Below are 24,770 nucleotides of genomic sequence, written 5' to 3' on the forward strand. Positions count from 1 at the left end.
TGCCAACGGCAACATGCTGACCGGCCTGCATGGCAAGGTCATGACCTATGACAATGAGAACCGTCCGCTCTCTGTTACCCACAACGGGGTTGAGACGCGGTATGTCTACGGGGCGGACGGGTCGCGCCTGAAGCTGATCAGTGAGGCGGACACGGCGAATGAGAGCGAGACGCTCTATGTCGGGCCGATTGAGGTGCGCAATTATGGTCAGGCCAACGCGTCGCTTGTCGCCTATCCGCATCCGAATGTGCGGCTGGTGGATGGGGTGGAGAGCTATTTGCACCGGGATCAGTTGAACTCGGTCGTGGTGATCTCGGATGCAAGCGGGGCGAAGGCGTATGAGGAGAACTTCCTACCCTTCGGCCTCTCCGCTGTCAGCCAAACCTACAATCCCGCCGTGGCCGAGGACGCCAAAGGCTTCATCGGCGAACGCTTCGACAGCGACGCCGGCCTGCAATACCTCAACGCCCGGTACTATGATCCGGAACTGGGGCTGTTCCTGCAACCGGATTGGTTTGAGGTGACAGAGCCAGGGGTGGGGACGAATAGGTACAGTTATAGTTTCAATGATCCCGTGAATAGCTTTGATCCTGGCGGTAACGCATGCTTGCCTTGTGGTTGGGGTGTCATAGAGTTGGCCAAGTGGGCAGGCGCAGCGGCAATTGGCGCATTTGGACTTGAACATGCGATAAGTGAAATTCGCCGCAATGACATTCCCGCAAGCGACAGAAACGTGTCGCGCCAGGACAATGGTGGCCCTCGATTGGATCCCTTGCCACCGCCTGGTCCAGTAGATGTGGTCACCATGCTTGCTGCAACAGGATACTTGGCCTCACAGGATAAGGTTAGTGAACTTGGAGCCGATCCAAATAAGGGCTTTGACCCAATGGAAGCCGCTCATGGGGTAAGGTATGAAGAAGCCTTTGGAGTGCAGTTGACTCGAAGCTCAGATGTTGGCGCTGACTTCGTGATAACTGATACAGGTCAAACAGTAGATGCAATGGGGCCTTTTCCGAGTGAGCATTTCTCGATCAACTCGGTCACGCGATCACTGGACCATCACTTGCGGAAATCAGTAGACAGGGTATCAATTGATGGGACTGGACTCACCAGAGCACAGAAGGATGCACTCAGAGAGAATATTAACGCTAGAACTCGCGATGAGCGAGACCGGATTGATGTGATAGGATTAGACTAATATGGGATTACTGGTACTATCAGGAGAAAGGGATGTTGCCTTTCCTAGGCGCTTATTTGCAGCCTTGGTAAACCATGAAATCTATGAAGGTAGAAATACTGAGCACTGGCATAGCATTAAATGTCGCTTTGAGGGTGGCGGCGCATTTTTAGACGTATCAGAACTGACTGACGAGGAATTGATTGCCTTCAGGGATGGAGTAGAAAACCTTATTTTAGAGATCAATGGCCAATCCAGTTTTGCGGGTTTTGACGTCAAAAGCATTGAGGAAAGTCTAATGATAGTAAGGAATCACTTCCAGAATTAGATCTCGTAATTACGAAACAACTCGTCGGCCGAAGTCTACACTGATTAGCCGTTCCCCGTTCAAAGGCGGCTCAACGCAGTATAAAAACTCTAAACCAATCGGCTCTATCAGAAGATCTTAGATTGAATCTAAATTTTCGTACGTCGATCATAAGATGATTCTGAGAGTTCATTTGATCATTCAACAACGCCTCCCCAATCAACGGCAACGCCACCGCTCTCACCGATTGCAACGCAATCCGCTCTTCTTCCCGTTCCATCACGCGATCCAATAAAGTAGCCTGCGACAGCGCTCGGTTCTGCGCGGCGAGCGCAAACCCCGCCAGCAAGGTCAGAAGGAGCAGCGTCGTGATCAGAATGATCCCTCGATCCCCTCGACGCCGCATCTTGCTGGGGTGTTTGTCCGCTTTGCCCATCGCCCTCGCCATTCCAGTGCTCCCGACGATGCCACCACCGGTGATGTTGCTGAGCATGGTTTTGATCGGCCTTTGCATATGGGCATCCTACATTGATCTGACCCAATTCAGAATACCCGACAGCGCCAACATCGCGGTCTTTGCCGTGGGCGTCATCGCCATCGCCTGGATTGATCTATCCCTGCTCCCATCCCATTTGATCGCGAGCATTCTGACGCTTACCGTTTTCTGGCTGGCCGGGGAAATCCTGTTCCGCATCGCTAGGACAGACATGCTCGGCGCGGGCGATGCAAAACTGCTGGGCGCCGCTGTTATGTGGGGCGGGATTTGGGGCCTTCCGTCTCTGCTATTGGTTGCGGCAACAACCGGGATCGCATACGCTTTGCTTGCGCGACGACAGGCAAAACGCGTGCCATTTGCGCCATTTATTTGCTTGGGGTTGCTAACAATCTGGTTCTATGGCCCGATTAGGGTTTGAAGGATGCAACAGGTGCAAAAACGCCAAAAAGATGCCGGTGTCACACTGCTGGAGGTGCTGGTGGTCGTGGCCATCATAGCAATGATTGCGACCCTCGCCACGCCACGTCTGATGGAGAGTTTTGGCCGCGCAAAGTCTCAATCCGCCATCGTTGAAATCCAGAATGTTAAAACGGCGATCCAGCTTTATCGCCTGGATACAGGTGGCCTGCCTACCCAGGCAGATGGTCTGGGCGCGCTGCTCGCAGCGCCGGTTTCTGTTGAGAATTGGCAGGGGCCGTATCTGGACGAAGAGGACCTGAAGGACCCCTGGGGCCGCGAGTGGATTTACCGACAACCCGGTGAGGATGACCTATTCGATCTGCTCAGCTACGGCAATGACGGTCAGTCCGGCGGGACTAACGAAGATAGCGATATCTCCATCTGACGCGTGAGTTTGGCGGGTTGGATTGTAAGCGGCGGATTTACCTGGCCGCCTATTTGCCAACTTTCGATCTTGATCAGGACAGGAAGGATCGTGGCATCGTCCCAGTTGGTATGCCAATCCGGTTCGCTGCGGACAGTTTTGCGTCCATAGTAGGAGAAGGTCACACGCGACAAATCTGGTCTGAGGATTTGAGACGTAGGCGCACTATCGACCTGCCAGAGGAGTGCATTTTCGGAAAGGCGCACTCTTTGCCAAATGGATATGCCATCTTTTTCAATCGCAAAGGCGATGCCATCATCAGTTTCAATTAGCTCGGACAAAGGCAAATCGGGACCAACCACCTGCATGCTCTCCAGCGTGCTGCGCAGCTCAGTGCGGTTGATCGCGTGGTCCGCAACCTCAGAGTTTGCATCGATACGCTGCCAGACCTGGCTCCCGGTTTCAAAGAGCGATCCAATACCAACACCCAGCATCGCCATCACGGCCAGCGCCAGCAACACTTCAAGCAGAGTGATCCCTGCGTCTTGCCGCCTCATGGCGCAGCCTTCCGCGCAATGATTTGAGAAACCGCCACCGGTGGGCCCGCGTCATTGACAATGTCGACGGTGATCGTGAGCTCAAAATGCGCGATCAGGTCGTCATACCTTGTCCGCGTCTCGGTCTGATAGGGGTCAACACGGACCTCATAAGAGAACCGGTCTTCGTAGACGCCTGTTGCTGCGCTGAAATCCCGCTGAGCAACCCGTTCTTCAAGCACGGATATAGCAAATTCGTGCTTTTCAAATTGATCGACGCGCGGGCCGTCTTGCCCGGCAGCCGTTCGGAATGCCGACATGACGGGGATTGCCAGCAGAGCCAGAACGGCTGTTGCAAGGAGCGCCTCCAGCAAGGTGAACCCGGCATTCGCACCCCTAGACCCCAACTTGCGACACCTCAAGCACTGCGGAGATCAGCACCTGGACGAGAAGCGCAATCAAACCACCAACAATCAGAGTTAGGATCGGTGTCAAAAGACCCGTCATGCGTTTGAGTGACTTCTCGTACTGTGCCTCCAACCCATCAGCAGCGAGTTCAAGTAGAGCGGTGAGATTATTGGTGCGCTCCCCAAGATCAAAGAGGCGTCCAAACAAGACGGGCACTGTCCTTTCTTGCAGGAACACCGGACCTGCCTTTTCGCCCCGGCGGATAGCTGAGACCGCATCTTTGAGCGTATCGGATGATGCTGAGAACTGGTTCGTTTCAGCCGTCTCGATCAACGCCTGATCAAGCTGCTCGCCGGAGCGCATAAGCATATTCATAACACGTGCTATACCTGCATAGACTTTCACGTCACGATTTCGCCGCAGAGGCGGAAATATCCAGTACATGACGCTTGCGACCCATCGCCTGAAAGCGAGAACAACAAATGCAACGACCAAACCAGAAATCAAAACGAACCGCCAGTTCTGCCGCAGCCATAGGCTGAGATTGTTCAAGGTCTCGATTGACCCGTCGGGGTTTTCGCCTGCTGAAACAATCGTATCATGTAGGGCAGGGATCATCGTCAGAAGAATGACGAGAAATACCAGGATTGCAGCAGCGATAAGAAAGACTGGATAAGCGGATACCGCCAGCAGCTTGTCTTTCAGTGCCCGGCGCTGTGCAAAGTAGGAGGCCGCGGAGGCGAATGCGTCCGAGAGTGCGTTCGCCTTGGCCCCCGCACGGACGATGGCCAAGAACTCCGCTGGAAAGCTCTTGTGCAAATTGGCAAAGGCTCTATCGACGGACATGCCCGACATCAATGATGTCCGCACCCGCTCCAAAGCAGTTCTGACCGCTGGCCGCGTCGACGTCTCTGCGGTGATCTTAAGGGCGTCATCGACGGGCAAATGCTGCGCCAACATCGCGGACAGGCTTTGGCTCAACTCGACGATATCCGCGTCCCGGATTTGTACGGTCTCAAATAGCTGTCTTCGATACCACGGCTCCGATTGATCAGACTGGCCTTCGTTGATCTCGTAGACAGCAAATCGCTCTTGCGACAATTGCTGCACCGCTTGCGCTTGCGATGGTGCGTCGAGCGTTCCTTGCGTGTCAGTTCCGTCTGGTCCGAGTGCCTTATAGCTGAAGGTCGGCAATATCAGGATCTCACTCTACCGCAAAATCTCTTCGATTGAGTGCGTAGGCGCACCCAACCCAGTATCCGTAATCGCGTTGGCATTGGACAGATGGCTTCGCCACTCTGTTGTGTAGGCGCGTGCGTCGGCTGGATCGTGAATAATGCGTGGGCGGATGAGAATGAGCAGCTCGGTGCGGTCCTTTTCACTGCTGCGTGTCCGGAAGGCTGATCCCACGAAAGGCACGTCACCAAGCCCGGGAACCTTGGTGTCCGTACGGTTATCTGATTCTTGAACCAGACCACCAAGGACCAAGGTTGCCCCATCATTTAGAAGAACACTGGTTGTAATGCGCCGCTGTCGGATCGTCGGTGAGTCAATGCCAGATGAGTTGGTCAGGGCAACGCTGCTGACCTCTTGGCTGACGTCTAACGTTAGATTACCGGACGCTCCAATCTGCGGATTCACCGTGAGGATCACCCCGGTATCGCGATAGTCGATGGTGGTGGTAATCACGGTATCAGCGTCATCCGTGGGAGTGGCCGTTTGCACTGCAACAGGTACTTCATCGCCAATCTGCAAGACTGCCTCACGGTTATCCAAGACAACGAGAGTCGGTGACGAGATCACGCGCACATCCGTCACACCAGCAAGCGCATTGAGCACGGCTTCAGAATTGCTTGCTGAAAAGACTGACGAAAAGCCGGGGAAGTTAGACGAGATGCTACCATTTGTAGCGTCCGAGAATGTCGCGGAATTCGCATTGTTTTCAATGAACCACCGGACACCGAGTGAGACCTCATCATTGAGTGTCACTTCTGCGATGGTGGCCTCAAGTGCCACTTGGCGGGCGCGGCTGTCGAGCTCAATCAACAGTCTTGCCACTTCGTCATGGTCGGCCTGAACTGCGCGCACGATCAGCGCGTTACGATCCGGGTCGGCGGCGATCCGCGATCCACTGCTTGCACTGATTTCGCCCTCAGCGGTACTCGTCGCGCCATCCGACAATAACCCGTCGAGAATCGGTGCAATCTCGGACGCGCGCCGATTGTTCAGTCGGTAGACCTTTGTGAAACGTTGTGAACGCCCCGCCGTTCGATCCAATTCCCTGATCCAACGCTGGGCGTCGTCAATGTATCGGGAGCGCGCACTAATCACCAACACGGAACTCAGTCTGCTATTTGGCACGAAATCGATCACGCCTTCGAGTAACCCTCCTTCACGGGATTCGAAGATTGCCCGCAACTCTTCCACGACGTCATTGGGATCTGCCGCCTGCAGACTGACGAGTGCGATGGATTTGCCGCGCATCACATCGACATCAAAAAGATTGAGCGCGTCGATGGCAGCGTTCATCGCGCCGGCGCGCCCTGACAACAGCAGCAAACTACGATCTTGATCTACAACGACCTGTAGGCCCTCCTGCGTCAATGGCTCCAGCAGTTTTGCCATCTGCGTTGCCGAGATGAATTTGAGCGGTGCGACGACAATGGTCGACCCATCAATCCCCGTATCCGATGGTGTGCGAAAGGTGCGATTACCAATGGCGCCCGGCCGGATAACGGCAATGCCATTCTCTATTTCAATCCTTGCTCCGTTTGCGCTCAAACTGGCCTCAAAAAGTGCAAGTAGCGAGGACTTCGGGATCGGTCCGGTTGTTTGAATGGTAATGCGGCCGTCAACACCATCAGCAATTGTGAATGGCTGACCCAGAACCTCGTCCAGTACTGCATTCGCAGCCGCCTCAATTGAGGCATTCACCAAGGTCACTTCAACACTGCTGTCATCGACGATTTCAATATCGGCCCGTCCGGGACCTGCAGCGGCCAGCGCGTCGGTATTGATGAACTGATCATCGCCGCGTGAGATGGCGCTGCGATCTTGTCCAAACAGACGCGATGCAAAACCCGACCGTTGTTGATTGGAGTCATTGCTTGCACCTGGGCGATCAGGACCAAACGCACCGGAACTGGTTTGCGATGTCTCACCACAACTTGCCAAGACGATCACTGCACTGAGCACCCAGAACCAGTTCTTCATTGACGATTCACCTGTATGTTGGGTCTCGATGCCCGTTTCGAGCGAGTAAACCACTATCTGTTGTATGACACTACTGTTTCTTCGCCTCCGGCGCGAAGAACAATCGCGTTGTTGCGAATTTCCACAACTTCCCAATCGCCAACCAAGTCACCTACCGCGATCCAACGCTCGGATTGACTGCGCTGATCTAAGATCAGAATCTTGGTATTCTCTGCCGTGTTTACGATGCCCAGCAAAGATATCTCGGGCGGTAGTAGAGGTTGCTGCACGGGCTCTGGAAGCGCCGGCTCCAGTATGGGTTCAGGTGCCGCAACAACAGTTTGCTCTGGCACCACCTCTTGCCATGGTTCTCTTCCCTGCAAGAACAGCGATTGTCGTGCAATTACAGCCAACGTTTCGGGATCATGTTCAATATGCGCGAGTCCAATTGGCTCCGCCGTGCCATCGTGATCGGCTGAGAACGGCAACTGAATGCTTCCCGGCGCTTGATTTTCGTCCTGGTGAATAGAAGTCCAAACAACGACGAACATGATAAGCGACCCCGCTATGATAGCGGGTGGCGGCAAGAGCAGGTTGCGAAGTGTGTTACCCATTGCCCGCCCCTGAGAGGCCCCAGATGACCGCTTGTGTATTCACCATCGTTAACTCGTCACGCTGCAGTCTTGGCGGAAGAGGCCGGACTTGTAGACTCGAGACCGCCAAAGCGGGTCGATGCGCTTCCAATTCGGCCAAGAACGCGACGAGGCCTTCAAGCGGTCCGCTGAACTCCAGGCGTAAGCCAAGGGTTGGCGCATCAATGTAGTCGAGTTGTGGTACCTGTTGATATTGTCGAATACTTTGATCGTGACGCTGAAGTGCTCCCAGCGCCCAAACTTGCAATTGTTGTTCGGCTGATGATGCATCATCGGCGACCCATACAAGGCCTGCCTGAAGAACCGGCGGTTTGATGTTTGGGTCGCTTGCTATGCGTGATGACAACCTTACCACTTGGCTTTCAACGTTGCGGATCAATTCACTTGTTTGGTTATTGGCATTTCGATAGCTGATGAGCTGAAATCCCAGCTGAAGACCGAGTCCAGCGAAGGCCAAACTGCAAAACCAAACTGTGCTAAACAGATGGCGCGTCATGGTGCGCCTACCTGCAAATCAATCGACACGTCAAAACTACTGAGTTGCGTTTGGCGGTCGGTGCGCACCGGCCGCGCTAGTGTCACGGCGCGCGTCCAGTCTTGATCTTCGAGGGTCGCGATCACAGAGATTGGATCGAGCTGCGACTGGCCCGAGATACGAAGCTGATTGTTCAGCAGGACGAATTCGGCGACCCATGTCTCCGCGGAGACAGCTTGCGTCAGGTTTGCAAGCAAATCCGTTGTCTGCTGAGATCGCAATGCCGCCAAAAGCCCGTCGAGTCGTTCGACTTCCGCCGCATGTACGCTGTTGATGTTTGCGACATCGTCTAGTTCCTGCTGCACGGTGGAAAGTTGGCTACGCAGCAACGCAAGCTGTTGTTTCTTATCGTTGAGCAAGCGCATTTCATGCCACAACAGGCCACTCAGTGTGATCACAGTGAAAGTACCGAAAGCCGCCCACCAATACCTGATGGGTCGATCCGTTTGGCCGGTGTGATCCTGAATCTTGACGCGCTTGCTGCCGACCTCTGTCGATACGATGCGCAGTCGCCTTTCTGCCGCATGACAGAGCTGCTCAAGCTTATGCAGGTCGGCCTCCCGCACCAATATCTGAGTATAAGTATCGTCGTTGCGACCCTTCTCGGTCAGAATGGATGTAGAGTGCAGTTCATTTTGAGATGAGCCACGTAGTGCATCAGCTCTCAGCTCTAGGATCTTGGATGCTTGCTTGCGCGCTTTCTTTGGGAGTTTGTGTGTCTTATTGAGTACCACGGAGCCGGACAAAATAATATCCACGGGTCTATGCGAGGCTCGATTGCCAAGTGCATCCCGAAGTTGCTCGACACTATCTGGTATCGCGCCCAGATGCACGATGTCGGACCATTCACGGCGCCAGCCAGGCAGCGCAGCCCACTTAAGGAGCCTTGCAAATCGGCTCATGCCAAGCATCTGCGTAGCGAAATACATTGAATCATCAAAGTGCTCTGGTGGAACTCAAGCTGAAGTGTTCTTCTGAATATGCACTCGTCTTGAAAGCAAAAGGAAGCCAACTTGACGCAAATGATGGATATTTCTGCGGATCTTTTGGACGCGTTGTTGGCCGAAAAAATCATCCCTGGCACGGCGCGCGATGCGTTGCTGTCTCAGGCAGAGGAAACAGGCTTGGGTATCGATCAAGTCATCATGGCGCGTGGACTAATGGAAGAGGCCGAACTAATTAGCTTTGTGGGTAACACCATGGGGTTGCCTGTCATACAACAACTCGCTCCAACCGAAATTGATCAAGGTCTTTTTGCGCAATTTGATCAGGACTTCTGGGAACAACGCGGGGTCGCTCCGCTTCGTATTGACGATGGCGCGGCATGCCTTGCAACTGGCCTTCCCTATGCAGATGACGCCATCCGGGAAGTGAGCTTTCTGATACGTCAGGAATGTGAGGTCGCTCTTTGCCCCTCCCAGACACTGCGGCAGGCGATACAGCGGATGGCCTCAGATAACCGCAGTGATGACACTGCTACATCCAACGCTCCATTGAATGGCGCTACAACGGTCGAGGTCGAAGAAAGCAGTGTTGGCCGTGGTGTCGAATTGCTGGTCGCAGACGCCGTTTCAGCGGGCGCCTCAGACATTCATCTCGATGCGCTTGAGTCGCGTCTTCAAGTGCGGTTCCGTGTCAACGGAGTCTTAAGACGCCACGCCGAGTCCAGCCAACTCGATGCGCAAGCCGTCTTCGCACGGCTGAAGCTGATGGGCGGGATGAGTGTCACAGAGCGACGCCTGCCTCAGGACGGTAGCTGCTCCGTCAACATTGGGGGGCGATCCATCGAACTGCGGCTATCGTCACTGCCAACGCAATCAGGCGAAAGCATAGTTTGTCGCCTGCTGGATCCAAAGACAACCCGACGGGCTTGGAGTGAGTTGGGTTTTGACCCGGTCGTGTCCGACAAGCTCTTGTCCTTGATCGCGCAGCCCTATGGCATGTTGATCATCTCCGGGCCAACCGGCTCCGGGAAGACGACGACGCTTTACACCGCTCTGCAACATCTGAACGATGGTAGCCGCAAAATCATTACAGTCGAAGACCCCGTAGAGCAAAACCTAAGCGGTATCGAACAGGTTCAGGTCAATGCCGCCCTTGGCCTCACGTTTGGCCGTGTACTGCGCACCACTTTGCGCCACGATCCCGACGTACTGATGATCGGTGAGATCAGAGATGAAGAGACAGCCGAGATTGCATGCCGGGCTGCACTTATCGGTCGTTTGGTCTTGGCGACAGTCCATGCGAGCACGGCACGCCTGGTCCGGGAAAGGTTTATCAATCTGGGTGTTGCCGAATACCTGATTGATGAAGTGCTCTTGGGAGTGTTGTCACAGCGCCTCGAGGCGATCTCGTGTTCTGCATGCGGTGGCCAGGGTTGTGCCAGTTGCGATCACACGGGTCGCGTGGGTCGCACGCCCGACGTTGAGTTATGGCAACCAGGCGCTGTCCAGAAATGGGATACTAGTGCCTGAGTGCGCTTTCCGCGCCACGCTGGTAGTGGTATGAGCGCTCCGTCAGGACAACGGCCGCCGCAACCGCCCTATCCTGAGGCCCTTGCAACCGCGCCTCTGACGGCTCAAGGGTCGTTGCGACGGTTTCGACTATCTCATTTTCATCATCTCTTGTCTGAACGCCTCGGTTGGCATAGCGTGGCTTCCGCTTTTTGCGTCGGCTGGGAAGATAGCGCGCCGGTTCTTCCGACTGTCCTTCCTTGCTTTAGACATGGGTATAGATTGTTTCATGGCTGACGCGCACAGGCTGGTCATCGTATCCCGGACGACCCGCGATCTTGCTCACCGGTACCTTTGCATTCGGCATGTCTTCGACTGCGCGTCTCTCACGCAAATCCAGCTCTGTGTGAGCCATCTCCGTTCTCCTTGCTTTTCAGCAAGATAGAGGATTTGTCGCAACCCAGTTTAGAATGTGCCCCGGCGGCACGATTGAGGCGCGTAATACTAATCATGTTTTATAAGTCAGTATCACTGACCCAAAAAGCGTGGGCGAAGCAGGCCACAAAGCCACCTCAAAACAGAAAACGGCCATGCCCGGGAAGAAGTGGGCATGACCATCTTTATTCTCTGCACGTTGGGTCCAATTGGGCCAGGTTGTTACACATAGCAGTCGAAACCCTCAAACGCATTCAACGGCACGGCTAGGCTACATGATCGGCAAGGCCCTTGAGCACTTTTGTGGTCACTACGGTCTTGGCTTCGATAGCGATCGCTTCGCCAGTCCTCGGGTTGCGGCCAGAACGGGCGGCGCGCAGCTTGGTGCCCAGCTTGACGATGTCTGGGATGGTCACCTCATCGCCCTCGCCGAGGACCTTTGATGTGGTGTTCGCCAGTGAGTTGAGCACCGCATCAACGGTTGCAATTGTCTCGCCAGTGTCGGCGGCGATTGCTTTGATCAGGTCAACTTTGTTCATGGTATTCTCTCTTCTCAAGTTAGGCCGTAAGGGCCGGTGAGTTGGCTCGGCCAGAGGCGTCATCGGCTTAGCTTAAGCATTCGCCAGCATCTTTCTTGCAAGCCGGTTCGGCGAGACGTTCGTGTTTCATTTTTCGTCTAGATAAGTGGAACAAAAGGTACCCCACAGGCAGTAAAGGTTGTCAGCGGGATAAGCACAGCAATGACACGGATCATTTTGTTACTCTCTGTATGTTTGGCGCGTTAAACATCATTAGACGCGCGACCAGGCCCTTCGCCAGCTTTGGGGCCTGGTCGCGCCACCTGCCTGGTGGCAAGCACGGAAGCAAAAACCAAAAAATGCCCCAATTGTCTACAGATCGGAAACAATAAATTCACAGTTGGTTGGTGACGCTCACCAGACCTTCCGTCGCATATCTGGCCCCCGGATAAGCGCACATCTGACCCACGGGCGGATACAGATGGAAAAGCTGGTAAGGACCGGCCTAGACCAGATGTGCGGCGGTTGCACTGACCCCCTTTCGAGGTTTCGGTTTGTTGCCTATTTGTGTTGTAGAGTTTGTCCCGGAAAGGCTTCTGATACGGGTGAGTGGAAAATGCAGCTGATCTACCTTCATGGGCCTCCGGCGGTCGGAAAACTGACAGTTGCATCGCAACTAGTCGAGACTACTGGTGCACGTCTGTTCGACAATCACGTTGCGATAGACCTCGCACGATCTGTTTTGAGCTTTGAACAGGATGGGTTTTGGGAGCTCGTAAAACGCGCTCGGCTCTTGGTTCTTGAAACAGTGACGCAACAGAATGTGCCTCTGGTCATAATGACCTCCTGCTACTCGGATCCAGAAGATCGAGAGACGCTTGAAGCATACGAGGAGGTTCTGAGCCGCTTCAACGCGAAGATCCTGCCGGTATATCTCCAGTGCTCCGAAGAAGAGATGCGGCGTAGGGTTACAAACCCGGATAGGAAAGAACGTCGAAAAATCTCAAGTGAATTGGATCTGAAGCAATTTATCAATGACACGATTTGTACACCGATTCCAAGACAGAATTGCCTAAGGCTCAGCACCGAAGGTGTTTCGCCGCGTGACACAGCGGACAGAATTTGTAGACATTTCGATCTTCGATCTCGCTGAGGCTTAAACTGGAGCAACACTGCGTTTGCAGACCTTCGCGCGGAGTGCAACGTTCTCCCATTTGGGCTCACAGTAAGATTTCGCCGCGGGCGCCGCCAATGGCTGCCAAAGATACGATCCTGCCCCTACCGGAATCGACTCCTCAAAATGCTCTTGATTAATCTTGTCTGTTTTGTCTAATATATCTATATCAGACAAAAGGAGGCTTGAATGCGCACCTTCCCTTCGACCGACTTAAAGCAAACCCTTGGAGATGTTCTTGACGCAGCCAGTCATGAGCCAATTGCTATTACCAAGCATAAGAAGCCTCGTTTCGTCCTGATGAGCATCCGAGACTATGAGCAGCGCTTCAAAAAAGATCACCGCCAAGCATATGCTGTTGAAGACATGCCGGAAGAGCATTTGGCCATGCTTGAATCTGTTCTTTCTGTTGATGCCGAAGAAGATCCTAAGTGATGCAACCTAAACAAGGGGACGTTTGGTCCTACGAATATCTTTGGCGGTGGCAACATGAAGAGGGTTCCGAGCATAGACGCAAACCCCGCCCGACAGCATTGGTAGCAACTGTCGTCGGAAAGGATAACCGGACCAATCTCTTCATCTTGCCGATCACTAGCAAAGAACCCATCGCGAGCAGGTTGGCTATGGAAGTTCCTCAGATTGAACGCAAGCGTGCGGGGTTGAGTTCAGATATGCGGTTATGGGTCATCATGGATGAATACAACCACGATATTCTGGAAACGTCGTTTTCGTTAGACCCAAATGGCAAGATTGGGACGTTCAGTTCCTACAAAACCGAGCATTTTTAGCTGGTTAGGTTTTTTTGGTCCCAAGGACATAACAGAAACAAAGCGAAAACGTGGGACCAGAGTGTTTTCGCGCATGGCCGATCCGGCCCAGCAGCTTTTTCGCTGGAGTAAGGTTAAAAAACGGGGCCAGTTGGCCCCGCTTTGTATCTCATGCCGGTCATGTCCAATCAGGTCATGACGAACGCATCTCCTTGATCTCCTTGATTGCCGCCTGCGCAAGGAACGCAGACCTGTTCAACCCCAGCTTCTTCCCGGCAGCATCGATCGCTTCCAAAAGTCCGCGATCGAGACTGATGTTTGCCCTTACTGTGACGCTGGGGCGGGCAATGTATGGGACTGACAGGATGTAAGCCCCTTCTTTAAGATCGTCGCTGACTTCCGCCACGATCTCTTCCAAGGAGCGGCCCTCTGGGGCCGTTTCGGAGTCCATAAGAAAATCCTCGACCGCCGCAATCGCGTTGGCCATCAGATCCTCTTCGTCATCCGCTGCAGCAAAGCATCCGGGCAAGTCTGGGAAAGACGCACCATAGGCGCTGCCCGGATCGTGGTGGATGATTGCATAGTATCGTTTCATGTGTTGCTTGGTTCCTTTTTGATCGGTGATGAACAGCAGAGTGTTGGTTCGGTGAGTGCTTGCAGGCCGGATCAAATCCAGCCTGCCTGCTTTGCTATGTTTCTTGCCGTCCCTCTTGGCAGGTCTTTTTTTTGGATGAGGAACAATCACCGTTCTGTCGTCCTTCCTTAGCTTTACGTGCGATCCCTTTTGAGAAACCACGGTGAAACCTTCGGATTTCAGTCGAGCGATGATCTGTCTGCTGTTTGTTTCCATGTGTATATATATACACAAAGCAATCTTTACCGCAAGTAAAATGCGCAAATATTTGTGCATCCTTTTCGAGGTATCGGGCCGGACAGTTGGTCGCACACTACCAGTGAAATCGTCTTTGCTTTTTGAGGATGTTCATGCAATGTTCTCGCTTTGGGTTGATGTTGAAAGTGCAATGGTTAGGCGGTCGTCCCCACAGAGCAGAACAGACGAGCTCGCGTTTCCGATAAGGATCAGGTTCGCTGTACCGGAGCGCGGTTTTGGCCTCCGGTTGGATGATCTGCACAAATGGCTAAGTACCGAAGTCGGCGCCGGCTACTATGCCGTCTACACTTCCCGGGGCTTGGCGACTGACGCATTGGGTGTCTATCTGCGTGACATCGAGGGCGCGCGCGCACTGATCGCCGCCTTTCCGGACCTAATACTTGCTGACGGAACCGAGAACGCAGCCTATACTTCGCCAGTCCACGCCGGTGTGTGGCAGAGTGAAGAGTTGTTTGGTGTGTGTAATCTGTATGCGATGACCAAGGCCCAGGACGCGGTTCGCGAGTTGTTTGATGGCCTTGAGGACAAGGCAGGCAACCTCCCGTCCTTACCAGGCATTTACCCGGACTATGAGGCTCCCGTCGTCAGCAACGGTGATGACGGACCCCGGCTGTCGATGATGCGCTGGGGCATGCCGTCGCCCGCATTTGCGCTCAAGGGCAAAAAGACCGACCGCGGCGTGACTAATGTCCGCAACACGAAGTCTCCCCACTGGCGACGCTGGATGGGGGTGAAGAACAGATGCGTTGTGCCTTTCACATCCTTCTCGGAGCCGCACAATCAATCCGGTCAGCCATCGGAGCCAGTATGGTTCGCGCTGTCTGAGGACCGACCGTCGGCGTTCTTCGCTGGCATCTGGACCGAGTGGACCTCGGTGCGTAAGCTTAAGGATGGTGAGACGACAGACAACCTCTTCGGGTTTCTGACCACGGAAGCGAACGCGGACGTCGGCGCGATCCACCCCAAGGCCATGCCGGTGATCCTCACAGCAATGGACGAGGTCGAATTGTGGTTGCACGCCGATACTGAGCAGGCTTTATCGCTTCAGCGACCACTTCCCGATGGCATGTTGCAGATCGTCGGACGCGGCTGCCGGCAAGATGATGCCGGCGCTTCTGTATAGCGGAGCCGAAAAGAGTGCTGTATTCCACAAAAGGGTGAACGCCGTGCACTTCGCAATGAGAGGCTATACTGCACAAATGAACCAAAAGAAGACCATTTGGCAATCACCAACTATTCGACTTTTGTTGTAGCACTAGAGATGCTTGATACACGGTCAAGCAGCTTCGAGTACTGCAGCCTGATTGGTTCCCGCCTGCCAGACCGAACCCCGCTTTCTACCAAGCCTCGGAACTCAGCGTGGTTCTTTTGCTGTATCCAGTACTCGAAGGTGTTTCGGGGCTCGTTGCGATGAAAACCATCAACTGACTGCCTGTCAATTTGGTCCCACATGTCCAAATAGTTGACTTCGAACTCTGTAGTTCCACCTGCCTTTTTGCGCCCTTGAAACTGGAATCTTATCGCACCTAGTTCGCCGATCGATGCATCAGCATCTAAAAAGTCAAAGTGGCGCTGATAGACCAATGGCAATAGGCTCACTAAATCGATCTTTGCATGCGGGAATTGCCAGGCCGCCACGAAAGTGCCAATAATCTCGATAACTTTCTCGATGTCCCTAGCTTCAGTACCAGTTTCATTCAACACTTTCGAGAGAAACTGCACTGGAGTAAAATCAGGCAAAACCTCGAACAAACCATTGGTCAACCCGTTCCGATCAAAAGAAAACTCAATGAGTTTCTGTTTCGATGTGTCTTGGAAGCGGTAAGTTCGATCAATGAATCGTCTCAGGTATCGTTCCCCGTCAAAATCAGCACCGTAAACGCCTTTGATAGCATTAGCCAACTGCTTGGTGTCCGTACCGAGAACGTAGACAAAGTCTTCCAGCGAAAAGATGTGCTTCACACGTTCCAACAGCTCAATCGCGTAGCTTGGCCTGCAACGATCCAACTCATCGATTAAGATGAAAATTGGTGGCTCAACATTTTTTCCTTCCAAGACGGCTTTGCCTAGGTCTGTGAGTTGCTCTCGGAAGCTTCTCTGAACTTGCTTCTGTTTTCGAAACTGCTCAAGCAACTCGTTCCCAGCCGCATCAACGGCGGTATCTATAGACTTTCGAAGTGTGTCTTCCCATTGGGACTGGAGCTCTAAGTCACTCTCGGAACTATCATTTGCACCAAGGATTTCGCCAAGGCCTTCTATTGCCTCCTTGCCAATGTAACGTGCAAGCAAATGCTTGCCGCCGGTCAAGGCTGTACTTCCGATTATTTTTGCGGTCGATTTTTTGAATGACTTAGTCTTATCGATTAAGGCTTCTATCATTTCGCTGCGCTGCAGACGATCCATCAGTTCAGCTTCGATCTCGTCCACGACAGTCATAAACGGATCTTCTGAATGATCATTCTCCCATGCATTCACATAGACAGCAACATGACCCTCCGCTTCAAGATGCTCCTTAAACCTCGATAGGAAAAACGATTTCCCGGCACCCCAACTCGCATCCAAGTTGACAACGTACGTCCTAAGTTCACCTGTATTCACAAGTAGTCGCAGATGACCGATTGTGAAATCACGCAAGATATCGGCGTCGACAGATCGATTAAGTGCATCGCCTGCCCAGATCTCCGCTCGCTCATCATCTGTCATACTTCTTCCTCAACTTACCACTCCCTTTCGTAGCTCTGCCTCCAAAACTGCACAAGCAAGATAGCATCAGCATTTTCGCCCACATTGTGGCCTGACCTTGATAAGGCGGAGACATTGAAGCGCGGAAACATGGACTCATTGTGAAAGCAGCACAGTGAAAGGATCACGGGACGCCTCAAGGAAAACTTAAAACACGCTCTAGAAACTTTGTGATCACTGGAAAGGTCCTCAAGGAACTGCCGAAAGCTAATTCAACTAATTGCGAGACAGCAGCGTCTTAATGTCATTCCGGATCTCGGAAAGGTACCTGTTCGTCTCATTTTCATGCCGCGAAAGCCGAGCATGAAGGCCCTCGATCGCCTTTTCGTTGGCGCGTTCGGCATTCTCGATATCCTTCTCGATCGCGCGCAGCCGTTGCCTGTTGAGCGCTTGTCCGACCTCCATCCGCACCCCAAATGCTGTCAGTACGGCTGCGACCGGCCACAGTGCCTTGAACCACTCAATGACCGTCATATGCATCCTCTCGATTGTCTTGCGTGATCTGTCTCAGCGACCATAATCCTACGCAAAAGACTGCCGCAAAGGCATAGAAACGGTGTTCAGCATCATGGGGCCGGAAAGGGCCACCATGAGCTGGAACCGCCGTTTTAGCGAACTGCAGGTCAAGTCCTTCGCAAACGGTAACAGGAACAGCAATATCTGCGGTCACGTTACGACCGATCTCCTTGTTTCTCAAAGATGTGTTTAGGCAGGCGCGGTCGCGATGTTCCCTCAGCTAAAGCTTCGGCAAGCAGAAATACGGTTTCCACTGCAAGCAGCGGACCCACCGCATTTCAGCCTGCATCGCGCCCTGACGCACCTGCCTCTTTTAGCCCCATCGAAACAAGGAGATCGATCATGACTAACCGCTTCAATATCACTGTACCCGTTACCTACACATCCAACGGGGCCGAAATGACATCCTACCGCCGGGTCGGTGTCGCCTTCCTCAATGATCGCGCAGACGGCTCAGGGCAAGTCCTCAACATCAAACTCGACTTCCCCGTCGCCGTTGATGAACTCGTAGGCTTTGAGCCAAAGGCCGGTGATCAGGACGGCAACGTCACAGAATAAATCCCTCGCGGGCCTTGGGGCGGCGAAAGCCGCCCCTTCCAGCGTTCTCAACGGCCCTCAAAAGGGGCCGCCTCGCACGCGAACATGCGCTGGTTTCGTGAGAAAATCGCCGCTTGGGTCTACCCTGCAGAAGTATTTTAGGGCGGTGAGCGTGATCTTTTCGGAGGCCATAGCTGGGCAAAATTCCAGCTGTTATGATCACGTAAGAGCGACCGGAGACCAATTATGACCACAAGTTATCTTGTCGAAGAAACCGGGGACGAGTGCCATCGTGGTCTTGCCGTTACAATCTCAAATGGCAGCGTCATTACATCAATGACCTTCGATAATGCCGTAAACCTGCCGATCAGTCTGGATGAGCTCAAATTCATCGCCCGTGCCGCAGGCACCCTGCTCTGCTAGTTGTTGGAGGCCGAAGACGTTCCCGGTCCGTCGCGATCCCCGGGAGACGTCAAGCACTACAAGACCACCGCAACAAGGACTGACGTAGACGCCCCAATGGAACCAGATGAACCAAAACCTGAACGCCATGGCCATTGATGGAGCGCTGAGGGATAACAGCAACTACTGCACGCGTTTCAGAGCGACAAGTGTGACGTTCGTCCCATCTCGCGTGACTTCGGGCGTTCACCATCTTCTATTGTCGCGCGATTGCTTCATCTGGATGTGGTCGAGGTCATAGCCAAGCGATGATCACTCTTTACTCCAATGCCCGGGGAAGGCGCACATTGGCGCTAAGCTGGGGCGATCAGCTGAAGCTGGCCGGGCTCTGGTTCGGCAAAGCTTTACCCGAGCTACCAAAGGTGTCTCGGCCCAAAAGGGGCAATGATTCCTTCGCTGGGCGCTACATGGACGGGTTATGATCCAAAACAGGCGCTGCAAAGCTTTACGGCCAGCCTTTCTCGACTTCGCGTGTCGAAAGTCTGAAGCGCCATGTGCGCTCACACAGTCGTATGGGTGTGGAACTGAGAGCGTGCCTCGATGATCACCGGGTGCCATCCAGGCACCCGAATACCGCCTCAAGGTCTGAAATCGGCGATTTCGGAAGTCTCAGATCCTCATTTGCATCGAAAAGTTGCTTTTGTTCCCTCTTTGTTCTATTATCTGTAGATACCGCTGCAGTCCCCGGAGGTGTCCGCGATGCAAACGAACGATTACCATCAGCTTCCTGCAACGGAAAAACAGATCCGGTTTGCGCGGTCACTCGCAGCGAGGGCCGGAACCGTATTGCCGGACGATGTGCAGCAAGATCGACGGCAGATTTCGGCCTGGATTGATGCCCAACAGGCAAAAACCGCCTCACCCAACCGGTTTGATAGCTATCCGTCGTCAAAACAGGTGCAATTTGCCGAACGCATTGCCCGGTACAAACGCAGTCAGGTGCCTGATGAGTGCTTTCGCGACAAGGTGCTCATGTCAAAGTGGATCGACTGCAACAAGTAGTGATGACATCTTCAGCCGTCTTACCAGTTACAAAATGTTAGCCTTTTGCCTATATGGGCTGATGAACCGGTGGTGTGTGTTGAGAGTACGGGAGGGCGCGCGCGATGGCCCCTGCCTTATTTTCATAGTCGCTTCGCTTCCTTGAAAATATAGTAAGGCCCCCTACGCCGAGCGCGCGCCCCATTCGCGCAAGCGCGAACTGATTGCATCAGACTGCTTGTCGGTGGCGCCGAGGATCTCCCACCCGCAAGCCGCCTTGTTGGGGGCTTGCGGGTGGGGTGTTGCGCGCCGAAAGACGCCACCGCGGCCGGATCCTTGATGAACCGATGCATCTGGTCATATCCGTGCAGGGCGCGTCCGGCTGTTACCCTGATCTGTGCCAGCGCAGTTCAGATCCAGACAACCCGGCCGGTCCCTTCACCATCAGGAAAGGGCGATGTGTGCCGTCCTTTCCTTTGCTCCGGCTCCCGGCCGGTCGCAGACAGCCCCTACGATTACGTCGCGACGTTTTGAGAGCGTATTTGGTCTGGCGCGGTCAACTGGGCAATCGCCCTTTTCAATCGGAACCCACAACCGTTGCAAGTCAGACCAGGCGCATCCTTTGCACGTTGCGCCTGGCGGATCTCGTGCAGATCGTGCCCGGCTGTTAACCTGGCCCGCGCCGGGCGCGGCCCAGGGCCGGGCGGCCCACCCCCACACGGTCTTGTCATTATCCCACACCGGTCAAGGACTTCACGCCGCGCAAGCGCGGCGCTCGCACGCCGCCTTCAGCGGTCCTTGACTCGGCGTGTCCAAATGCCCGCGACCGTGCAGGGCGGGCGAGTTCGCTTTGCCTTCAGACGGTTTTCAACCTATATTCAAAGGAGATAATCATGAGCATGAATGACATGACCGAAGCCGAAGTCAAACTGACAGACGAGAAACTACGCGCTGAAGTGGCGAAGCTGATTGCTGAAACAAAACAGATCGGCGTCAATACCTTCTTGGCACCGTTTCTGGCTGCAGCTGCGCTGATCGGTGCCACGGCGGCAATCACGGCAGCAGTCTTGAACTTCATCGGAACCTGACAGTTTGCGGCCCCGAAGGGCCGCGTTTCCGCATGATGTTGGCAAACCGGACTAAACCAACATTTGAGGGACCGGCTCGGGTTGGACCAGTAAACGGCCATTTGGCGGTATGACCGATACTTTCAGCGCAACATACAACGCACCACTGAGTTGATATCATGGAGGGGGGGGACGCGCCTTGGCCCCTGCCTTATTTTCATAGTGGCTTCGCTTCCTTGAAGATATAGTCAGCCCCCCCCTGCGCCGGGCGTGTCTCCCCTTTCGCGCAAGCGTGAACTGGTTGCATCAGACTGCTTGTCCGCAGCGACGGTGAACTGACACCCACTGGCCATTTTGTCGGCGACTTTGCGTGGCCGGGATCTTGCTCCTATGTGCCCAATGCGCCGTGCAGCTCATCAGCCGTCAATCAGTCGCGCACCTCATTTAGCCGAAGCTGTCACGTCCCCCAAGGGGCTTTCGCGGCATAAGCTGCGCGCGCGCAAGCGCGTGCTCGTTATTCCACGGTCCACTTGTGTGCCGCGCCATCTCCGTCACATGAGGATTGACGCGCGACCGATCCGACGGCTGACGAGCAAGCCAGACGAGGCGCACCCTGGCCGCTGTCCTGATAAAGAGGCCGCAAGCGGCCACGATTTTTGTTTGGCCCCCCAAAGGGGGGCCGGTGCGCTCCCTCACCTCGGGCATCAAAGCAAGCAGACGACGTTCGGTGTGAGCAAGGCAGATCGTCGATGGTCGCGCTCTACACGAGTAACACAATCAAGGTAAGGCGGGTGTTGTGTGGAAAATGGCAAAGAAAGAACGGAATTTCGCAAATAAACTTCCAACAAAGGTGCGAAATAGTTCCTTTTCGGCACTCTTTTTATGCTCAGATGATGATAAATAGCTTGATTAATCATACTCGCACGTGTACAAATAGACATGACCAAGAGACGCGATATCATCAAGGCGCTTGAGGCAGCAGGCTTCATTAGCAAGGGTGGAGCGAACCACGAAAAGTGGGTTCACAATGATGGTCGTTTCACTTTGGTTGGACGTCATCGCGAAATACCGCTTCCAACTGCCCGCGCGATAGTGAAGCAAGCAAAAATCAAGCTGCCTAAGTGAGGTTAGACATGCCTAAAACTGTTTATAGTGAAACCCGACTTTACCCTGTTGTGATCCATCATGAAAACGGTGTGTGGGGCTATCATAGTCCAGAGTTCGGCGGTGGTGGTGCCGCAAGCCATGAAGACGCGCTTCAAGGTGCGCAGGAACTTCTAAATTCGGCTGTGGCGGATTTTCAGGAGCGAGAAGAGGACGCCCCTCTGCCTTCAAACCCGGACCAAGTAGACGCTGACGGCGGCCAAGTCGCCTGGCTTCCTGTTATTGTCTCCAACGCGGCAGAGCGCGTGTCGATTACACTGCCAACGTCGCTCATCGCCAGAATTGATGCGGCCACAAAAAACCGGTCAGCTTTCTTCACTGAGCTGGCACGTGCAAAGCTATCGCAGTGATTTCCCGAAACAGACACCAGAGATTGGGACAGATCCCCATTCTAAAGACATCGACACGGCAGGCTGGTCAGATAGACCGGGTTTGCCTGTCATAATGACACGCCTGCGCGTAGCGGCCCCTCGGGGCCGCTTTTCTGCGTTCCCGCAGGATGTCGGCAAACCCCGAGCCTTCAGCTCGGGGCAGCGCTTCCCCAGGGAAGCGCCGATATTCAGTACGGCCGGAATGGCCCTCAGAAAGAATGTCGTCGATCCATGATGAGCAGGGGGCAGACCAGATCCAATATCGTGCTGTGAACCTGTCAGGGATTATGGGCAAATCCCGAGCCTTCAGTTCGTGACCGGTCGCTACTCGGACGCCAGCCGCACCGGCGCCCGACCCGAACCAACCACATGCGATCGAACTTCGGCCGAAGAGCGCCGGAATCTGTCTCTCCGAGCCAGCTTGCCGGTGCGGCCAAAATGGTCGCCTGCACATGGTTGTTTCGTCCCTGCGGGTAACGCGATTCCCTCGTTTCACTCGGCCTTTTGCAAGGACCACGCTCGATAGACATCTAGCAAAGCGCAGACCGACAAGCGGTCTGCGGCGCTTGTTTTCCTCGGCGTCAGGGGGCCGAAAATCTCTCGTATCTGATCCCGTCGTGGTGGAAGGCGCAAAAAGAGATCCGCGCCCTGGCGCGGATCACATCTTTCTTTTTGTGCGCCTCAAGCAGAAAAACGGCTTTTACCCGCAAGCGGGCAAACTTTCCGTTTTTCAGCCTGACCACCCCGCCCGGATCAGCTCCGGATCTTTTCCATCGGCCCCCCTCCTTGCAGGGGAAAAACGCGGAAGGGGGACAGATAGCAAGTGGCAGCGCAGAACAGGCCGTTTCCGTGGCCTGTTTGAAAGGGCCTTCCAAGTGGGATGGCATCTGGCGTTGCACAACGTGGAACCGAAAGAGGCAAAACCATGGAATTGATTAGGAAGATATCCAATGCGCGGGACAGCATACGCGGCGATGTTTACGAAGAAGACGAGATTGGCCATGTCCCCTGCCCGTCCTGCTGGAGCTCCGGGCAACAAGTGAAGTTGCTGCACAGGCTTTGGCATCGCGTCTATCTGGATCACAAAATCGACTGTTGCGAATGAGATGTCGTCTATCGTCCGCGGACGAAACTCGGACTGATCGAGGGCTTCAAGCGGTGGCGGGCCGCCACGCGGGAGGCGCGCGCACAGCGCATGTAATGCTGAGCAATCGGGCTGCAGTTTTGAGACACTACGCTGATGTCATTTCGAAGGGTGATAGTTGGTTGAAAGCACGGGAAAACAACGATCAATAGCATTCAAAAACTTGCAATTCTCTCAAATGTTTTGTAATTTTTGAGTATTGGAGGTCATGACATGAAACAGTACCCATCAGCAGACATTACCCGAAAGTCCGGCGAAATTCTTGAAACCGCTTTGCGCGCTCCGGTTGCTATCACCAAGTACAGACGGACCAAATACGTGTTGATGAGCGCAGAGCACTATGAGGCACTGAGAAAGGGACAAGGTGCGCGGGAGGTTTTCGAGCTTGCGACCGTGCCAGAGGATGTTCGAAGCGAAATGCTCGAAGGCATTGACAAGGAATTGAACCGTGACTGACCGGCCTCAGACAGGTGATGTCTTCCACTATCCCTATCTCTGGGCATGGCAGTCTGCCCTTGGCGAGACCGAGGGGCGCAAAGACCGGCCATGCTGCGTTGCCTTGGTTGTTCCCCTCAGATCCGGCCATCACCGTGTTTACATCCTTCCCATCACCACTAAAGAACCTGCCGGTGATGTTGTGACCCTGCCTGTGCCGAGAACTGAGGTTCACCGGGCAGGTCTCGATAGCGAGTATTCCCAATGGATCATTCTGTCAGAGTGGAACAGGGAGATCTACGAACAGTCGTACTATATCAGCGACAGGACCGGGAGCGGCAGCTTTAGCCGAGCGTTCACGGACCAACTGCTTGAAAAACTGAAAGAACAGCTAACCGTAGGTGCCATCGCTACCGTTGGACGTGAGTAGTCGAAATGACCGCACAATCCTCCATTTCAAAAACAACCCGCCGACTATGGAAGTCTGCGCAGCTCTACATTGGTTTCCACACCGATCCGCTGGGCAACGTGCGCAATCAGCCGAAGGTCTGGCCGCCCAAGAACGCCAACGCGAAGATCCACAGTGACCAAATGGTTCAGGAGGCGTTCCTGGAGGTGCGTGCCGAGGACAGATCAACCACGCGCGATGTTCAGATAAAGTTGCAGCCAGACAAAATCGTCCTGCGACGCGATAGCGACGATATCGGTTGGGAAGGTATTGTCGTTGAAGACGACTCCGTCGCGATCCGTGTGAATGGCACGTGGGTGCGGATCAAGGTCGATGGCGCGATCACACGCGAAACCGATGACGATACCACGTACATCGAGGCGGACGGCTCGATCCTGAAAATGACGGAATATGTCGAAGCCATGATGTCAGGCGATGGCGTGGAGTTGTCACGTCGCACGCCTGACAATATCGCAGCGATCACCGAAGACGGAGTTGTTGCGCGATCGAAGGATAGGTAGCCAATCTGGTTTCAAT

General features: G+C 54.2%; 31 protein-coding genes. 18 read left to right on the forward strand and 13 right to left on the reverse strand.

All coding sequences use genetic code 11. From position 1 onward, the window contains the following. The coding region (locus SLH47_RS23065) for an RHS repeat-associated core domain-containing protein (protein ID WP_320243062.1) at nt 1-1,198 on the forward strand (1,198 nt) is incomplete at its 5' end. A 1-nt stretch (nt 1,199) separates the two neighbouring features. Beyond that, nucleotides 1,200-1,505 carry a hypothetical protein gene (locus SLH47_RS23070; RefSeq protein WP_320243063.1) on the forward strand — a complete coding sequence of 102 codons (306 nt, stop codon included), beginning with the start codon at nt 1,200-1,202 and terminating at the stop codon, nt 1,503-1,505. Between the two features lie 70 nt (nt 1,506-1,575). Here the strand turns inward: SLH47_RS23070 and SLH47_RS23075 are convergent, their stop codons facing one another. Further along, a complete protein-coding gene (locus SLH47_RS23075) occupies nt 1,576-1,977 on the reverse strand; it encodes a hypothetical protein (protein WP_320243065.1) in 402 nt (133 codons plus the stop codon). Here SLH47_RS23075 and SLH47_RS23080 point away from each other — a divergent pair. Beyond that, the gene (locus SLH47_RS23080) at nt 1,949-2,398 is read left to right on the forward strand and encodes an A24 family peptidase (protein WP_320243066.1); all 450 of its coding nucleotides are present in this window, start codon (nt 1,949-1,951) and stop codon (nt 2,396-2,398) included. The genes SLH47_RS23075 and SLH47_RS23080 overlap by 29 nt on opposite strands. Before the next feature lie 12 nt (nt 2,399-2,410). After that, complete coding sequence (gspG, locus tag SLH47_RS23085; RefSeq protein ID WP_320243067.1) at nt 2,411-2,824, forward strand: type II secretion system major pseudopilin GspG; 414 nt, start codon at nt 2,411-2,413, stop codon at nt 2,822-2,824. Here gspG and SLH47_RS23090 read toward each other — a convergent pair. Genes SLH47_RS23090 through SLH47_RS23120 form a run of 7 tightly spaced genes read right to left on the reverse strand, consistent with a single transcriptional unit; the run spans nt 2,782 to nt 9,029 of the window. Continuing rightward, nucleotides 2,782-3,360 carry a prepilin-type N-terminal cleavage/methylation domain-containing protein gene (locus SLH47_RS23090; RefSeq protein ID WP_320243070.1) on the reverse strand — a complete coding sequence of 193 codons (579 nt, stop codon included), beginning with the start codon at nt 3,358-3,360 and terminating at the stop codon, nt 2,782-2,784. The genes gspG and SLH47_RS23090 overlap by 43 nt on opposite strands. Then, a complete protein-coding gene (locus SLH47_RS23095; protein WP_320243072.1) occupies nt 3,357-3,746 on the reverse strand; it encodes a prepilin-type N-terminal cleavage/methylation domain-containing protein in 390 nt (129 codons plus the stop codon). The genes SLH47_RS23090 and SLH47_RS23095 overlap by 4 nt, the downstream gene beginning before the upstream one ends. Next, the gene (locus tag SLH47_RS23100; RefSeq protein WP_320243074.1) at nt 3,736-4,941 is read right to left on the reverse strand and encodes a type II secretion system F family protein; all 1,206 of its coding nucleotides are present in this window, start codon (nt 4,939-4,941) and stop codon (nt 3,736-3,738) included. The genes SLH47_RS23095 and SLH47_RS23100 overlap by 11 nt, the downstream gene beginning before the upstream one ends. A 15-nt stretch (nt 4,942-4,956) precedes the next feature. Next, nucleotides 4,957-6,960, reverse strand: a complete 2,004-nt coding sequence (gene gspD / locus SLH47_RS23105) for a type II secretion system secretin GspD (protein ID WP_320243076.1) — start codon at nt 6,958-6,960, stop codon at nt 4,957-4,959. A 53-nt stretch (nt 6,961-7,013) separates the two neighbouring features. Further along, the gene (locus SLH47_RS23110) at nt 7,014-7,553 is read right to left on the reverse strand and encodes a hypothetical protein (RefSeq protein ID WP_320243077.1); all 540 of its coding nucleotides are present in this window, start codon (nt 7,551-7,553) and stop codon (nt 7,014-7,016) included. Continuing rightward, complete coding sequence (locus SLH47_RS23115; protein WP_320243079.1) at nt 7,546-8,088, reverse strand: GspMb/PilO family protein; 543 nt, start codon at nt 8,086-8,088, stop codon at nt 7,546-7,548. Before SLH47_RS23115 ends, SLH47_RS23110 begins: the two co-directional genes overlap by 8 nt. After that, nucleotides 8,085-9,029 (reverse strand): PilN domain-containing protein, encoded by a 945-nt coding sequence (locus tag SLH47_RS23120; RefSeq protein WP_320243080.1) that lies wholly within the window; start codon nt 9,027-9,029, stop codon nt 8,085-8,087. Before SLH47_RS23120 ends, SLH47_RS23115 begins: the two co-directional genes overlap by 4 nt. Nucleotides 9,030-9,152: 123 nt before the next feature. Here SLH47_RS23120 and SLH47_RS23125 point away from each other — a divergent pair, with 123 nt between their 5' ends. Then, entirely contained in the window at nt 9,153-10,601 is a 1,449-nt protein-coding gene (locus SLH47_RS23125) for a GspE/PulE family protein (RefSeq protein ID WP_320243082.1), read from the forward strand. A 244-nt stretch (nt 10,602-10,845) separates the two neighbouring features. Here SLH47_RS23125 and SLH47_RS23130 read toward each other — a convergent pair whose 3' ends face one another. Then, nucleotides 10,846-10,995: a hypothetical protein gene (locus SLH47_RS23130; RefSeq protein WP_320243084.1), complete on the reverse strand. Its 150-nt coding sequence runs from the start codon at nt 10,993-10,995 to the stop codon at nt 10,846-10,848. Between the two features lie 286 nt (nt 10,996-11,281). Then, nucleotides 11,282-11,617 (reverse strand): HU family DNA-binding protein, encoded by a 336-nt coding sequence (locus SLH47_RS23135; protein ID WP_413785669.1) that lies wholly within the window; start codon nt 11,615-11,617, stop codon nt 11,282-11,284. Between the two features lie 532 nt (nt 11,618-12,149). Here SLH47_RS23135 and SLH47_RS23140 point away from each other — a divergent pair. The 3 genes from SLH47_RS23140 (at nt 12,150) to SLH47_RS23150 (ending at nt 13,495) form a co-directional block, all read left to right on the forward strand. After that, nucleotides 12,150-12,686, forward strand: coding sequence for an AAA family ATPase (locus SLH47_RS23140; RefSeq protein ID WP_320243087.1), 537 nt, complete (start codon nt 12,150-12,152; stop codon nt 12,684-12,686). Nucleotides 12,687-12,896: 210 nt separating this feature from the next. After that, nucleotides 12,897-13,142: a type II toxin-antitoxin system Phd/YefM family antitoxin gene (locus SLH47_RS23145; RefSeq protein WP_320243089.1), complete on the forward strand. Its 246-nt coding sequence runs from the start codon at nt 12,897-12,899 to the stop codon at nt 13,140-13,142. After that, nucleotides 13,142-13,495, forward strand: a complete 354-nt coding sequence (locus SLH47_RS23150; RefSeq protein ID WP_320243091.1) for a hypothetical protein — start codon at nt 13,142-13,144, stop codon at nt 13,493-13,495. Before SLH47_RS23145 ends, SLH47_RS23150 begins: the two co-directional genes overlap by 1 nt. Before the next feature lie 172 nt (nt 13,496-13,667). Here the strand turns inward: SLH47_RS23150 and SLH47_RS23155 are convergent, their stop codons facing one another. Then, nucleotides 13,668-14,324 (reverse strand): type II toxin-antitoxin system HicB family antitoxin, encoded by a 657-nt coding sequence (locus SLH47_RS23155; protein ID WP_320243093.1) that lies wholly within the window; start codon nt 14,322-14,324, stop codon nt 13,668-13,670. Between the two features lie 268 nt (nt 14,325-14,592). Between SLH47_RS23155 and SLH47_RS23160 the strand changes: the two genes are divergently transcribed. Further along, nucleotides 14,593-15,489, forward strand: a complete 897-nt coding sequence (locus SLH47_RS23160) for an SOS response-associated peptidase (RefSeq protein ID WP_320243095.1) — start codon at nt 14,593-14,595, stop codon at nt 15,487-15,489. A gap of 110 nt (nt 15,490-15,599) precedes the next feature. Here SLH47_RS23160 and SLH47_RS23165 read toward each other — a convergent pair whose 3' ends face one another. Beyond that, a complete protein-coding gene (locus SLH47_RS23165; protein ID WP_320243097.1) occupies nt 15,600-17,069 on the reverse strand; it encodes a P-loop NTPase fold protein in 1,470 nt (489 codons plus the stop codon). A gap of 255 nt (nt 17,070-17,324) precedes the next feature. Continuing rightward, the gene (locus SLH47_RS23170) at nt 17,325-17,582 is read right to left on the reverse strand and encodes a hypothetical protein (RefSeq protein ID WP_320243099.1); all 258 of its coding nucleotides are present in this window, start codon (nt 17,580-17,582) and stop codon (nt 17,325-17,327) included. Nucleotides 17,583-17,966: 384 nt separating this feature from the next. Between SLH47_RS23170 and SLH47_RS23175 the strand changes: the two genes are divergently transcribed. The 9 genes from SLH47_RS23175 to SLH47_RS23215 all read left to right on the forward strand — a co-directional run bounded on the left by SLH47_RS23175 (nt 17,967) and on the right by SLH47_RS23215 (nt 24,754). Continuing rightward, nucleotides 17,967-18,182 (forward strand): hypothetical protein, encoded by a 216-nt coding sequence (locus SLH47_RS23175; RefSeq protein WP_320243101.1) that lies wholly within the window; start codon nt 17,967-17,969, stop codon nt 18,180-18,182. Between the two features lie 225 nt (nt 18,183-18,407). After that, a complete protein-coding gene (locus SLH47_RS23180) occupies nt 18,408-18,584 on the forward strand; it encodes a hypothetical protein (RefSeq protein ID WP_320243103.1) in 177 nt (58 codons plus the stop codon). A gap of 738 nt (nt 18,585-19,322) precedes the next feature. Further along, the gene (locus SLH47_RS23185) at nt 19,323-19,625 is read left to right on the forward strand and encodes a hypothetical protein (RefSeq protein ID WP_320243105.1); all 303 of its coding nucleotides are present in this window, start codon (nt 19,323-19,325) and stop codon (nt 19,623-19,625) included. 872 nt (nt 19,626-20,497) lie between these two features. Further along, complete coding sequence (locus tag SLH47_RS23190; protein WP_320243106.1) at nt 20,498-20,692, forward strand: hypothetical protein; 195 nt, start codon at nt 20,498-20,500, stop codon at nt 20,690-20,692. Between the two features lie 918 nt (nt 20,693-21,610). Continuing rightward, nucleotides 21,611-21,796 carry a type II toxin-antitoxin system HicA family toxin gene (locus SLH47_RS23195; protein ID WP_320243108.1) on the forward strand — a complete coding sequence of 62 codons (186 nt, stop codon included), beginning with the start codon at nt 21,611-21,613 and terminating at the stop codon, nt 21,794-21,796. A gap of 8 nt (nt 21,797-21,804) precedes the next feature. Then, nucleotides 21,805-22,185 (forward strand): type II toxin-antitoxin system HicB family antitoxin, encoded by a 381-nt coding sequence (locus SLH47_RS23200; protein WP_320243110.1) that lies wholly within the window; start codon nt 21,805-21,807, stop codon nt 22,183-22,185. A gap of 1,378 nt (nt 22,186-23,563) precedes the next feature. Beyond that, nucleotides 23,564-23,806 (forward strand): type II toxin-antitoxin system prevent-host-death family antitoxin, encoded by a 243-nt coding sequence (locus SLH47_RS23205; RefSeq protein WP_320243112.1) that lies wholly within the window; start codon nt 23,564-23,566, stop codon nt 23,804-23,806. Beyond that, a complete protein-coding gene (locus SLH47_RS23210) occupies nt 23,799-24,215 on the forward strand; it encodes a hypothetical protein (RefSeq protein ID WP_320243114.1) in 417 nt (138 codons plus the stop codon). The genes SLH47_RS23205 and SLH47_RS23210 overlap by 8 nt, the downstream gene beginning before the upstream one ends. A gap of 5 nt (nt 24,216-24,220) precedes the next feature. Then, on the forward strand, nt 24,221-24,754 hold the full coding sequence (locus SLH47_RS23215) for a hypothetical protein (RefSeq protein WP_320243115.1): 534 nt from the start codon (nt 24,221-24,223) through the stop codon (nt 24,752-24,754). Nucleotides 24,755-24,770: the final 16 nt, after the last annotated feature.

This window comes from Cognatiyoonia sp. IB215182 (assembly GCF_033963905.1).
Taxonomy (GTDB): Bacteria; Pseudomonadota; Alphaproteobacteria; order Rhodobacterales; family Rhodobacteraceae; genus Yoonia.

Excerpts from the sequence above, each read along its gene's own strand:
- SLH47_RS23175 (WP_320243101.1), top strand. The coding sequence starts at position 17,967 with ATGACTAACCGCTTCAATATCACTGTACCCGTTACCTACACATCCAAC.
- SLH47_RS23090 (WP_320243070.1), bottom strand. The coding sequence starts at position 3,360 with ATGAGGCGGCAAGACGCAGGGATCACTCTGCTTGAAGTGTTGCTGGCG.
- SLH47_RS23070 (WP_320243063.1), top strand. The coding sequence starts at position 1,200 with ATGGGATTACTGGTACTATCAGGAGAAAGGGATGTTGCCTTTCCTAGG.
- SLH47_RS23190 (WP_320243106.1), top strand. The coding sequence starts at position 20,498 with ATGAGCATGAATGACATGACCGAAGCCGAAGTCAAACTGACAGACGAG.
- SLH47_RS23170 (WP_320243099.1), bottom strand. The coding sequence starts at position 17,582 with ATGACGGTCATTGAGTGGTTCAAGGCACTGTGGCCGGTCGCAGCCGTA.
- SLH47_RS23200 (WP_320243110.1), top strand. The coding sequence starts at position 21,805 with ATGCCTAAAACTGTTTATAGTGAAACCCGACTTTACCCTGTTGTGATC.
- SLH47_RS23215 (WP_320243115.1), top strand. The coding sequence starts at position 24,221 with ATGACCGCACAATCCTCCATTTCAAAAACAACCCGCCGACTATGGAAG.
- SLH47_RS23120 (WP_320243080.1), bottom strand. The coding sequence starts at position 9,029 with ATGAGCCGATTTGCAAGGCTCCTTAAGTGGGCTGCGCTGCCTGGCTGG.
- SLH47_RS23155 (WP_320243093.1), bottom strand. The coding sequence starts at position 14,324 with ATGGAAACAAACAGCAGACAGATCATCGCTCGACTGAAATCCGAAGGT.
- SLH47_RS23180 (WP_320243103.1), top strand. The coding sequence starts at position 18,408 with ATGACCACAAGTTATCTTGTCGAAGAAACCGGGGACGAGTGCCATCGT.
- SLH47_RS23140 (WP_320243087.1), top strand. The coding sequence starts at position 12,150 with ATGCAGCTGATCTACCTTCATGGGCCTCCGGCGGTCGGAAAACTGACA.
- SLH47_RS23145 (WP_320243089.1), top strand. The coding sequence starts at position 12,897 with ATGCGCACCTTCCCTTCGACCGACTTAAAGCAAACCCTTGGAGATGTT.
- SLH47_RS23115 (WP_320243079.1), bottom strand. The coding sequence starts at position 8,088 with ATGACGCGCCATCTGTTTAGCACAGTTTGGTTTTGCAGTTTGGCCTTC.
- gspD (WP_320243076.1), bottom strand. The coding sequence starts at position 6,960 with ATGAAGAACTGGTTCTGGGTGCTCAGTGCAGTGATCGTCTTGGCAAGT.
- SLH47_RS23135 (WP_413785669.1), bottom strand. The coding sequence starts at position 11,617 with ATGACGCCTCTGGCCGAGCCAACTCACCGGCCCTTACGGCCTAACTTG.
- SLH47_RS23110 (WP_320243077.1), bottom strand. The coding sequence starts at position 7,553 with ATGGGTAACACACTTCGCAACCTGCTCTTGCCGCCACCCGCTATCATA.
- SLH47_RS23130 (WP_320243084.1), bottom strand. The coding sequence starts at position 10,995 with ATGGCTCACACAGAGCTGGATTTGCGTGAGAGACGCGCAGTCGAAGAC.
- SLH47_RS23125 (WP_320243082.1), top strand. The coding sequence starts at position 9,153 with ATGGATATTTCTGCGGATCTTTTGGACGCGTTGTTGGCCGAAAAAATC.
- SLH47_RS23165 (WP_320243097.1), bottom strand. The coding sequence starts at position 17,069 with ATGACAGATGATGAGCGAGCGGAGATCTGGGCAGGCGATGCACTTAAT.
- SLH47_RS23080 (WP_320243066.1), top strand. The coding sequence starts at position 1,949 with ATGCCACCACCGGTGATGTTGCTGAGCATGGTTTTGATCGGCCTTTGC.
- SLH47_RS23150 (WP_320243091.1), top strand. The coding sequence starts at position 13,142 with ATGCAACCTAAACAAGGGGACGTTTGGTCCTACGAATATCTTTGGCGG.
- SLH47_RS23195 (WP_320243108.1), top strand. The coding sequence starts at position 21,611 with ATGACCAAGAGACGCGATATCATCAAGGCGCTTGAGGCAGCAGGCTTC.
- SLH47_RS23205 (WP_320243112.1), top strand. The coding sequence starts at position 23,564 with ATGAAACAGTACCCATCAGCAGACATTACCCGAAAGTCCGGCGAAATT.
- SLH47_RS23185 (WP_320243105.1), top strand. The coding sequence starts at position 19,323 with ATGCAAACGAACGATTACCATCAGCTTCCTGCAACGGAAAAACAGATC.
- SLH47_RS23075 (WP_320243065.1), bottom strand. The coding sequence starts at position 1,977 with ATGCTCAGCAACATCACCGGTGGTGGCATCGTCGGGAGCACTGGAATG.